General features: G+C 45.7%; 1 pseudogene. It reads left to right on the top strand.

Features of this window, described 5'->3' with window-relative positions:
- Window positions 1-219 (top strand): annotated as a pseudogene (locus WA407_RS26640) (IS5/IS1182 family transposase); the annotation flags it as partial.

The raw sequence follows: 219 nt of genomic DNA, 5'->3' as shown, positions 1-219 counted from the left end.
CGGGGAATGTACATGATTCTGTCCCCTATTTGTCCCGTTTGGATCGACAAAGAGAACGCTTTGGTTTTCAAGTAGAAGCTGTTGCGCTAGATTCAGGTTATTTAACGACGCCGATTTGCCGAGGTTTGCAAAACCGAAAGATTTTTGCCGTGATTGCTCACCGAAGATTCCATCCCAGACAAGGGCTGTTTCCGAAATGGAAGTTTGAATACGATGCCA

Source organism: Paenibacillus sp. 203, from assembly GCF_037027525.1.
Lineage (GTDB): Bacteria > Bacillota > Bacilli > Paenibacillales > Paenibacillaceae > Paenibacillus > Paenibacillus polymyxa_B.
Note: the sequence above shows the minus strand (reverse complement) of the source record. Positions and strands in the feature narration are given on the sequence as shown.